Raw genomic sequence first — 9,965 nt, 5'->3', positions numbered from 1 at the left:
AGATGTGTATACAAGGCAGGGGGCACGGTGGGGCACGGTCATGACGGCTGGCCCTCGTCCTCAACGTCTTCGAACGGCTTGAGGAGCTTATGGGGCGTCGAATTGCTCACGTGGCCCTCGGCAATCAGATGCGACAGCGCGATGCGGATCGTGTCCGTCTTGCCCTGCACGACATCGCAGATGACCCGCTGGGCCAGCCCAGCGGGATGCCGGGCAAGTGTCTCGGAGATGCGGGCCATGACCCGCGTGGGCCGCTTGGACGGGTCGCTGTTGGGCATGATGATCGCCGCCTCGGTGTGGCCCTCGGCCAAGGTGCTGTCCAGCACCAGGTCGGCGAACCAGTGCAATCCGGTGGCGTTCGGCAGCGCATGTTTGCGGAGCTGACCGGGCCGATCCTTAGCGATCCGGATGGTCGAGACACCCTGGATGCCAACGCCGAACGGGCGACGGTTCTCCAGAATGTATGCAGCGCCGTCGAGACCGTTCAGCTTGTGCACCGCTCCAATCGAGTAGCGGCCGCGCGTCTCCGACGCCTTCGTCACATGGTCCAGGCTGACGGTCGCTGCACCCCACTGAGCGAGGCGGCGCGGCAACATACGGCCGAACGTGGCGGCGTCCCGATTGTCCAGCGGGTCAAGGCCGTGCATCACCATGGCCTCGGTTACCCCGTCGATGACCCCCAGAGTGGGCCTGTACTCGGACATGAGGCCATCGACATCCGTCTTGTTGGTCGGCACGGTCATGGGCGACTCGGGCCGAATGTAGTGGAAATAACGGCGGATTCGGTCGGGGCTGCCGCCGAGCGCAAGCAGGCGACCTACAACAGGACCGCGGTCGTCCTCGAAATCGAAGTAGGCGACGTGGTTGTCGTGGACGATCTCATGCAGCGCAGCGGTCAGCAAAAACCAGCTCTTCCCGCCTTCGGATTCACTGGCCACGGTGTGCTGCTTGTAGCGATAGAACAGCCCCACACCGTCGGGGCTCCGCTGGCCCACCGTCGGCTCCGGGGGCTTCCACGTGCCGTCCAAGACGTCACTCAGGTCGGTAGGCTGCCAGGTCCGCTGCGTTTCATCGTGGGCGACGCTGTGACCGTTGTGCCGACCCGGTTCATCGGGCTCCGGCGGCAGCGGAGCACCATCCCAGTCGATCGCGGTCTCCGGGAACGTCATGACGCCACCCGCTTGGCTTCAAGGTGTGCGGCGCGGAAACTGCTGCGAGCAAATGACTCTCGTGCGATCTGGCGCCAATCAGCGGCGGCCGATACGGCGCGTGTCGCTTCATCCAGCGCCGCCTGGGCCGCCTCGACGCGTGCCGTATGGTGCGGCGAGTCCAACACGCATGCGAGAATCTTCGCGGGATCGTCGTCGTCTAAGGCCACCCACGCTGCGGTGCCGGGCGGATGCAGATCCTCTGCAGCGATACCGGCCTCAGCCAGCAACTTCTGGCCGAACTCCCACACCGGCCAAAAAGTCCGCTGAGATGACGAAATACGCTGGTGTGCAGTATATTTACAAGCACGGTCGTGGAATGCGGTCGTATGTGGTGTGGTTTGCGGTTGGATGGGCCGGTTCTGTTTTTCACGCTCGGAGCCGGCCATCCCCGTATCGGGATGGCTCACCAAAATCTCTTCCTGATTTGGCCCCGGTGCGTGGTCGGGGTTGTCGGTTTAGTTGTTGTACAACGGTTTCGGGTGGCTTAGTCGCTCATTGCCCCCGCGAACTCAGGGTGTATCGCTCGGCCGCTAGCCGCCTCTAGGTTGGCCTTGAACTTTGCGATCTGTCCATCGGTTGAAAACCGGCGTCGACCGATAGTGACCGAACCCAGCTGCCCGGACGCCCAGAGTTGGAATACCGAAGACCGTCCGATGCCGCCTAGCTGCTCGGCGGTTGCTTTCCAGTCGTGCACGTTCTCGCTCCTGCCTGTATGTGCCCAACTACGACATTTCTACCCTCATCACGTCGCTGATGAGAACAGTAGATTATGTGCTTGCGGCCGTCAAGGTGTGGGCTAGTATGTCGGTGTGCAGAACATTGGCGAAGATTGGCACCGGGCCACTGCGGAGCGGATCGGCAAGGCCGTTCTGAAGTATCGTCGGGATGCTGGACTGACAGCACAACAACTCGCTGAACGCTGCAAGCAGCTCGGTGTTCCGATCCACCGGACAACCATCACCAAGATCGAAAAAGGCAGAAATCGGTTCGACGTCGGCGAGCTGTTGATTCTTGCTGCAGCGCTTGAGGTTCCGCCACTGGTGTTGCTCTACCCCGAATTGCCTGACGGTGACGTTGAGCTGATCCCCGATCGCCCTGGCAGCAGCTGGGATGCGTACCGATGGGCGACCGGCGAAGCTCCGGCGTTCACCAATCCTGGCGCTCGACCATCCAAAGGCGCCGAGTTGCTGGCCGCTGCCCGCAGCCGTGCAGACCTGATTGCGACCCTCCCTACCACACAGCTGATTGCCGCCGCTGAACGCGACGAGGCGTCCAAAGCTGCTCTGAAAAGTTATGAAGCGAGCACTCGTGACAAGATCGACCGGCTCCGTGCACTGATCCGCGACTACGGCGGCGTGATCAAAGATGCCTAGGCAGCGCCTTGAGCCCGGCGAGCATGGACGAATCACCGAATGGTCTAGCGCTGGTAGGCATTTCGCGGCGACCTACGTGCGCGATGCCGACGGCAAGCGTCGGCGTGTTGAGCGGTCTAGCGAGAAGTCGACCGAGGCCGCCCGGCTGATTCTTCAGCGGCACTTGGCGAATCGACGCGCACCGCTGTCGGGTCAGCTGGTGACGGACAAGACGACGTTGGCAGAGCTGTTCGAGATCTGGCTCAGCGCGAAAGTGATCGAGGACGGTCTCAAGCCCCAGACTGTCGGCCAGTACCGACAGGCGTGGGCTAAGCACGGCGCACCCTACGTCGGTGCACTACGTATAACCGAACTACCAACGTCGCGCGCCAACGCCCACATCCAGGCCGTCGCTGCCGGCACGCCCGCGCAGGCCAAGTACATCCGCATCATCCTGCGCGGAATGTTCGGGCTCGCCGTCCGGTTCGATGTACTCGCGGTGAATCCGATCCGCGAGACGAAGACCCCGAAAAAGCGCCGACCGCCAGCACGGGCGATGACGCCGTCCGAGTTCGATCAGGTGCGCGCGGCCATCAAAGCGTACGTAGAGCGTCTAAATTACGGCGGACCGCAGCCGGGCCGCCTGCTGGCCCCCTTCATCGAGGTGCTGCAGGCAACTGGCGCGCGGCCGAACGAGGTCCTCGCGCTGAGATGGTCCGATGTTGATCTCCTGGCGGATCCGCCAACGGTCACCATCTCGGGCACCTTGATCGACCACCAGAGGGTCGCCGGTAAGCCGCTGCACCGCCAGGAAGCACGCAAGGCCGACGCCCCGACCCACACCGTTGTGCTCCCAAAGTTCGGCATCGAGGCGCTCACCACGCTGCTCAGCGAGACTGGACCTGAAGGCCCGGTATTCGCCAATCGCAATGGCGGCTGGATGTCGTTGGCCAACATGCGGCGCTCGTTGCGCGCGGCGCTCCCCGAGGAGCTGCGCTGGGTGGTTCCGAAGGTTTGTAGGAGCACAGTGGCCTCGGTGGTGCGCGACGATCACGGCCCGGCTCTGGCACAGCAACAGCTCAGCCATGCTCAACTGGCGACCACCGAAGCGCACTACTTGCAACGCCAGACCCGCGGGCCCGATGTGCGGAAGACGCTGGACAACTTCGCGGCGGGGGAATGTGTCGGATGAAAGTATCAGGAAAGTATCAAGTGGACCGGAATCTGATGACGCCTGCGCCGCGGTTTAAGCGCGTTTCCGCTGGTACTTGGAGCCGCCTGGGGGAATCGAACCCCCGACCTATTCATTACGAGTGAATCGCTCTACCGACTGAGCTAAGGCGGCATACCCGCACGCCGGGCGGCACGAGTCTACGGCAGGCGGGCAGCCCCGCCCAAGTTGGATTACTCGCGCAGTTCCTGGCCGATGGTGGCGACCATGGCGTCGACGGCGAATTTGGGCTTGACGTTGATCGCCAGCGCCTCGCGGCACGCGAGCACCGCTTCGATGCAGCGCAGCAGCCGTGCCGGTGGGGCATGGGCGGCCAGCGCCGCGACCCGCTCGGCCATATCCGGATGGTTGGCCCGCACCGTTCCGGCTCCCCTTTCCAGTGCGGAGGCCATCAGCGCATCCCGGAAATAAGTTGCCAGGTCGATCAGCGCCCGGTCCAGGGCATCACGCGAGGCCCGGGTCTGACGCGACTTCTGCCGTCGCTCAAGGTCCTTCATCGCCCCGGCCGCGCCGCGCATCGCGCCCGCGGTGCCCTTGCCGGTGCCGCCGGCGCCCAGGGCCGTACGCAGCTCTTCGGTCTCGGCCTCGGCGCGGTCCGCCGTCAGCACGAGGGCTTCGGCTTCGGCCGCGGCCACCAGCTCTTCGGCGGCGGCGTAGGCCCGAGACGGGGTCGCGGCGTCGCGCACCAGCGTCAGCGACCGCTCGCGGCGCGCCCGGGCCTCGGGGTCGGTGGCCAGCCGTCGCGCCCGGCCCACATGACCACCGCTGACCGACGCCGCCCAGCTCGCCGCGTCAGGGGTCAGGCCGTCGCGGTCGACCAGCACGTGCGCGATCGCCTCGGTCGACGGCGTCACCAGCGCCACATGCCGGCACCGGGAACGCAACGTGATGGCGATGTCCTCGGGATCGACGGACGGCGCGCACAGCAGGAACACCGTCGACGGCGGCGGTTCCTCGACCACCTTCAGCAGGGCATTGGCGGCCCCCTCGGTCAACCGATCGGCATCTTCGATCACCACGATCTGCCGGCGCCCGGTGGCCGGGCGCCGCGACGCGATCTGCACGATCGCGCGCATCTCGTCGACGCCGATGGACAGGCCCTCGGGAATCACCCTCCGCACATCGGCATGGGTTCCTGCCATGGTCGTCGTGCACGCGTGGCAGCGTCCGCAACCGGGATCCCCGTCGGACGTGCACTGCAGTGCGGCAGCGAAGCACAGCGCCGCGACCGAGCGGCCCGAACCCGGCGGACCGGTGATCAGCCACGCGTGTGTCATAGTCCCGGCGCCCGCCCCGCTGTGGCCGGAGTCACCACGAGCGGCATTGGCGGCGGCCAGCAGCTCGGCCGTCACCGCGTCCTGGCCTACCAGCCGCGTAAACACCCCGGACATCACCGGTAACAGTAGTGGCGGTGCCGACAGATACCGAACGGCCACCGTACCGCGACCGTTCCGTTATCTTCGGCGTCGTCGAGGCGCCCCGAAAGACCTGGGGAGATCGTTATTAAGTTTCCGGGAGGTCACCGCCGACCGATACGGTGGGTTGGTGACAACGGCGGCGGCACTACCGGGGCGGATCAGCGGATTCGTCCGCTGGGTGATGCGCACGCCGTGGCCGCTGTTCTCGCTCAGCATGCTGCAGGCCGACATCATCGGTGCCCTGTTCGTGCTCGGCTTCCTGCGCTACGCCCTACCGCCCGAGGACCGCATCCAGCTGCAAGACCTGCCGGTGCTGAATGTGACGATTTTCGCCACCGCACTGGTCGTCGTGTTCCTCACCGGTCTGGCCGTGACACTGCGGCTGCTGATGCCCGTGTTCCGGTGGCAGCGCCGCGACAACATGCTCGCCGAGGCAGACCCCGCCGCCACCGAACTGGCCCGCAGCCGCGCGCTGCGAATGCCGTTCTATCGCACCCTGATCAGCATCGTGGCCTGGTGCATCGGCAGCGTGGTGTTCATCATCGCCAGCTGGTCGGTGGCCCGATTCGCCGCGCCCGTGGTGGCGGTGTCCACCGGGCTCGGCGCCGCGGCCACCTCGATCATCGGCTACCTGCAGTCCGAGCGGGTGCTGCGGCCCGTGGCGGTGGCGGCCCTGCGCAGCGGGGTGCCGGAGAACGTCAAGGCGCCCGGCGTCATCCTGCGGCAGATCCTGACCTGGATGCTGTCCACTGCCGTGCCGGTGCTGGCGATCGTGCTGGCGGTGGTGGCCGACAAGACCTCGCTGCTGCATGCCACGCCGGAGAAGTTGTTCACCCCCATCCTGTTGCTGGCGGTGGCGGCGCTGGGCATCGGCCTGGTCAGCACGCTGCTGGTGGCGATGTCGATCGCCGATCCGCTGCGCCAGCTGCGCTGGGCGCTCTCGGAGGTGCAGCGCGGAAACTACAACGCGCACATGCAGATCTACGACGCCAGCGAGCTCGGCCTGCTGCAGGCGGGCTTCAACGACATGGTGCGCGACCTGTCCGAGCGGCAGCGGCTTCGTGACCTGTTCGGCCGCTACGTCGGTGAAGACGTGGCCCGCCGGGCGCTGGAGCGTGGCACCGAACTGGGCGGCCAGGAGCGCGACGTCGCGGTGCTGTTCGTCGACCTGGTCGGCTCCACGCAGCTGGCCTCGACCCGGCCGCCCGCCGAGGTCGTCCACCTGCTCAACGAGTTCTTCCGGGTGGTGGTGGATACCGTTGGCAAGCATGGCGGTTTCGTCAACAAATTCCAGGGCGACGCCGCGCTGGCCATCTTCGGCGCGCCGATCGAACACCCCGACTCGCCCGGCGGAGCACTGGCCGCGGCCCGGGAATTGCACGACGCACTTCTGCCGGTGATCGGTTCGGCGGAGTTCGGCATCGGGGTGTCGTCGGGGCGGGCCATCGCCGGCCACATCGGCGCGCAGGCGCGGTTCGAGTACACGGTGATCGGCGACCCGGTCAACGAGGCCGCCCGGCTGACCGAGCTGGCCAAACTGGAACCCGGCCACGTACTCGCGTCGGCGATCGCGGTCAGCGGGGCGCTGGACGCCGAGGCACTGTGCTGGGATGTCGGCGAGGTGGTCGAGCTGCGCGGCCGCCGGGCACCCACCCAGCTGGCGCGCCCGGTACACCTGGCGGGAACAACCGACTCCGCTCCCACTCGGGCGCGCACCGAGGAGATGTCCGGCGAGACCATCGGCCCGGGCTACTGAGAACCTGAGCCGGGTCAGCTCCGCTTGGCGGCCTTTTTCGCCGCCGCCTTCTTGGCCGGGGCCTTGCGGGTGGCCTTCTTGGCGGGGCGCTTCACCGGCCCGCGGGCCCGGCGATCGGCCAGCAGTTCGGCGGCGCGCTCGTCGGTGATCGAGGCCACGTCGTCGCCCTTGCGCAGGCTGGCATTCGTCTCACCGTCGGTGACGTACGGACCAAACCGGCCGTCCTTGATCACCATCGGCTTGCCCGTCGCGGGGTCGGCGCCCAGCTCACGCAACGGCGGCGCGGCGGCGCCCTGCCTGCCGCGACGTTTGGGCTCGGCGTAGATCTTCAGCGCGTCCTCGAGGGTGATGTCGAACATCTGCTCCTCTGTCGCCAGCGAGCGAGAATCGGTGCCGCGCTTCAGGTATGGACCGTAGCGGCCGTTCTGCGCGGTGATCTCCTCACCGGTAGCGGGGTCGACACCGACCACCCGCGGCAGCGAGAGCAGCCGCAGCGCATCCTCGAGCGTGACGGTCTGCAAGTCCATGGTGCGCAGCAGCGAACCGGTGCGAGGCTTGGGGCCGGTGGGCTTCTTGCCCTTCTTCGCGGGTGCGGCACTGCCGTCATCGTCGGGCGGGGGCTCGGGCAGAACCTCGGAAACGTATGGCCCGTACCGGCCGTCCTTGGCGACGATCTCGTGACCGGTTTCCGGGTCGACCCCCAGCACGCGACCCTCTTGCGGCGTGGCGAACAGCTGCTCGGCCACCTCCAGCGTCAGCTCGTCGGGGGTCAGCGAGTCGTTCAGGTTGGCCCGCTGCGGCTTGGGCTCACCGTCGTCGCCGGTCACCATGCGTTCCAGGTAAGGCCCGTTCTTGCCCACCCGGACGTAGACCGCCCGGCCCTGCTCGTCGTCAAAGAGCCTGATGGAGTTGACTTCTCGAGCGTCGATGCCTTCCAGGTTGACGCCGACGAGTTTCTTCAGTCCGCCGGAGCGGGCCACCGAGTCGGCCACCCCGTGCTCGCCGCCGAAGTAGAAGTTGTTGAGCCAGTCGGTGCGGCGCTCCTGGCCCGACGCGATCGCGTCGAGCTCGTCTTCCATCGCGGCGGTGAAGTCGTAGTCGACGAGGCGACCGAAATGCTGTTCCAGCAAACCGGTTACGGCGAACGCCACCCAGGAGGGCACCAGCGCGCTGCCCTTCTTGTGCACGTAGCCGCGGTCCTGGATGGTCTTGATGATCGACGAGTACGTCGACGGGCGGCCGATGCCCAGCTCTTCGAGCGCCTTGACCAGCGATGCCTCGGTGTAGCGCGCCGGGGGGTTGGTGGCGTGGCCGTCGGGAGTGAGTTCGATGGCGTCCAGCCGCTGGCCCTGCGTCAACTGCGGGAGCCGGCTCTCGGCGTCGTCGGCCTCGCCGCCGGCCAATTCGTCCACGGTTTCCACGTAAGCCTTCAGGAAGCCCGCGAAGGTGATGGTGCGTCCGCTGGCCGAGAACACGACCTCTCTTGGGGTCTGCGCCCCCCGTGATTGGCCGTTGATCCGCAGGCTCAGGGTGGTGCCGCGGGCGTCGGCCATCTGCGAGGCCACCGTGCGCTGCCAGATCAGCTCGTAGATGCGGAATTCGTCGCCGTCGAGTTCGCGGCGCACCGCGTCCGGGGTCGCGAAGGTCTCACCCGCGGGGCGGATCGCCTCGTGGGCCTCCTGGGCGTTCTTCACCTTGCGGGTGTACTGGCGCGGCGACGGGGACACGTATTCCGCGCCGTAGAGTTGGCGGGCCTGCGTGCGCGCAGCGTTGATGGCCGACTCCGACAGCGTGGTGGAGTCGGTACGCATATAGGTGATGTAGCCGTTTTCGTAGAGCCGTTGAGCGATGCTCATCGTGCGCTCGGAGGAGAAGCGCAGCTTGCGGCCGGCTTCCTGCTGCAGCGTCGAGGTCATGAACGGCGCGTAGGGGCGCCGGGTGTAGGGCTTCTCCTCCACCGACGCGACGCTGAGCTGGGCCCCACGCAGGCCCGCGGCCAGCTCGGTCGCCTGCGCTTCGTTCAGCACGGTTACCTCGTCGGCCTTGCGCAGCTGACCTAACGAGTCGAAGTCGCGTCCCGCCGCCACGCGCAGGCCGTCGACACTGGTCAAGCGGGCGGTGAAGGTGGGCGGTGAGGCCTGCGGGTCGGACACGCTCGCGTCCAGCTGGGCCACGATGTCCCAGTAGGACGCGCTGCGAAACGCCATGCGGTCGCGTTCGCGCTGCACGATGATCCGGGTGGCCACCGATTGGACCCGGCCCGCCGACAGTTTGGGCGCGACCTTCTTCCACAGCACGGGGCTGACCTCGTAGCCGTACAGCCGGTCCAGGATGCGCCGGGTTTCCTGCGCGTCGACCAAGTCGATGTCCAGGTCGCGGGGGTTTTCGGCGGCCTCAAGGATGGCCGGCTCGGTGATCTCGTGGAACACCATCCGCTTGACCGGAATGTTCGGCTTGAGGGTTTCCAGCAGATGCCAGGCGATGGCTTCGCCTTCGCGGTCACCATCCGTGGCCAGATAGAGCTCGTCCACTTCTTTGAGCAGGCCCTTGAGTTCGGTGACCGTGCTCTTCTTCTCGGGGCTGATGATGTACAGCGGTTCGAAGTCCGCGTCGACGTTGACCCCGAGGCGGGCCCAGGGCTCCGACTTGTATTTCGCCGGCACATCGGCGGCGGCCCGGGGCAGGTCGCGGATGTGGCCGCGCGAGGATTCGACGATGTACCTGGAGCCCAGGTAGCCGGCCAGTTTGCGCGCCTTGGTGGGCGACTCGACAATCACGAGTCGCCGGCGGCTGCCATTCCCGCCGCTGCTGGTGTCCTTCAGTTTCGGGTCAGCCAACTGCCCTTACGCTCCATCCATGATTGGTCCCCCCTGCGAGACCACCTGCAGGAAGAATGACAGGTCGGCATCGAAAATTCCGGTGAAATTCAGGTACGCGACCGTTCCTTCGCCCTGCGGCACCTGACAATTTCGCACCCTTGGGCGCGCCTGCGCAAAC

At 66.6% G+C, this 9,965-nt stretch carries 7 protein-coding genes and 1 tRNA gene; 3 read left to right on the top strand and 5 right to left on the bottom strand.

Features of this window, described 5'->3' with window-relative positions; all coding sequences use genetic code 11:
* Positions 1–38: 38 nt before the first annotated feature.
* Both A5782_RS14125 and A5782_RS25545 read right to left on the bottom strand, forming a co-directional pair.
* The gene (locus A5782_RS14125) at positions 39–1,169 is read right to left on the bottom strand and encodes a hypothetical protein (protein WP_067100856.1); all 1,131 of its coding nucleotides are present in this window, start codon (positions 1,167–1,169) and stop codon (positions 39–41) included.
* Positions 1,166–1,618, bottom strand: a complete 453-nt coding sequence (locus A5782_RS25545; protein WP_197694225.1) for a DUF2742 domain-containing protein — start codon at positions 1,616–1,618, stop codon at positions 1,166–1,168. Before A5782_RS25545 ends, A5782_RS14125 begins: the two co-directional genes overlap by 4 nt.
* A 402-nt stretch (positions 1,619–2,020) precedes the next feature.
* Between A5782_RS25545 and A5782_RS14115 the strand changes: the two genes are divergently transcribed.
* Positions 2,021–2,584 carry a helix-turn-helix domain-containing protein gene (locus A5782_RS14115; RefSeq protein WP_067100853.1) on the top strand — a complete coding sequence of 188 codons (564 nt, stop codon included), beginning with the start codon at positions 2,021–2,023 and terminating at the stop codon, positions 2,582–2,584.
* A complete protein-coding gene (locus A5782_RS14110) occupies positions 2,577–3,755 on the top strand; it encodes a tyrosine-type recombinase/integrase (protein WP_067100850.1) in 1,179 nt (392 codons plus the stop codon). Before A5782_RS14115 ends, A5782_RS14110 begins: the two co-directional genes overlap by 8 nt.
* A 77-nt stretch (positions 3,756–3,832) precedes the next feature.
* Here A5782_RS14110 and A5782_RS14105 read toward each other — a convergent pair.
* Positions 3,833–3,908 (bottom strand) — tRNA-Thr (locus A5782_RS14105).
* Between the two features lie 59 nt (positions 3,909–3,967).
* Positions 3,968–5,185: a DNA polymerase III subunit delta' gene (locus A5782_RS14100; protein ID WP_067100847.1), complete on the bottom strand. Its 1,218-nt coding sequence runs from the start codon at positions 5,183–5,185 to the stop codon at positions 3,968–3,970.
* A 154-nt stretch (positions 5,186–5,339) separates the two neighbouring features.
* Here A5782_RS14100 and A5782_RS14095 point away from each other — a divergent pair, with 154 nt between their 5' ends.
* Positions 5,340–6,968 (top strand): adenylate/guanylate cyclase domain-containing protein, encoded by a 1,629-nt coding sequence (locus A5782_RS14095; RefSeq protein WP_067100844.1) that lies wholly within the window; start codon positions 5,340–5,342, stop codon positions 6,966–6,968.
* A gap of 14 nt (positions 6,969–6,982) precedes the next feature.
* Here the strand turns inward: A5782_RS14095 and topA are convergent, their stop codons facing one another.
* The gene (gene topA, locus A5782_RS14090; protein ID WP_067100842.1) at positions 6,983–9,805 is read right to left on the bottom strand and encodes a type I DNA topoisomerase; all 2,823 of its coding nucleotides are present in this window, start codon (positions 9,803–9,805) and stop codon (positions 6,983–6,985) included.
* Positions 9,806–9,965 lie beyond the last annotated feature (160 nt).

The sequence above is a fragment of the Mycobacterium sp. 852002-40037_SCH5390672 genome, assembly GCF_001665875.1.
Taxonomy (GTDB): domain Bacteria; phylum Actinomycetota; class Actinomycetes; order Mycobacteriales; family Mycobacteriaceae; genus Mycobacterium.
This window is presented reverse-complemented; position numbering and strand designations above follow the sequence as displayed.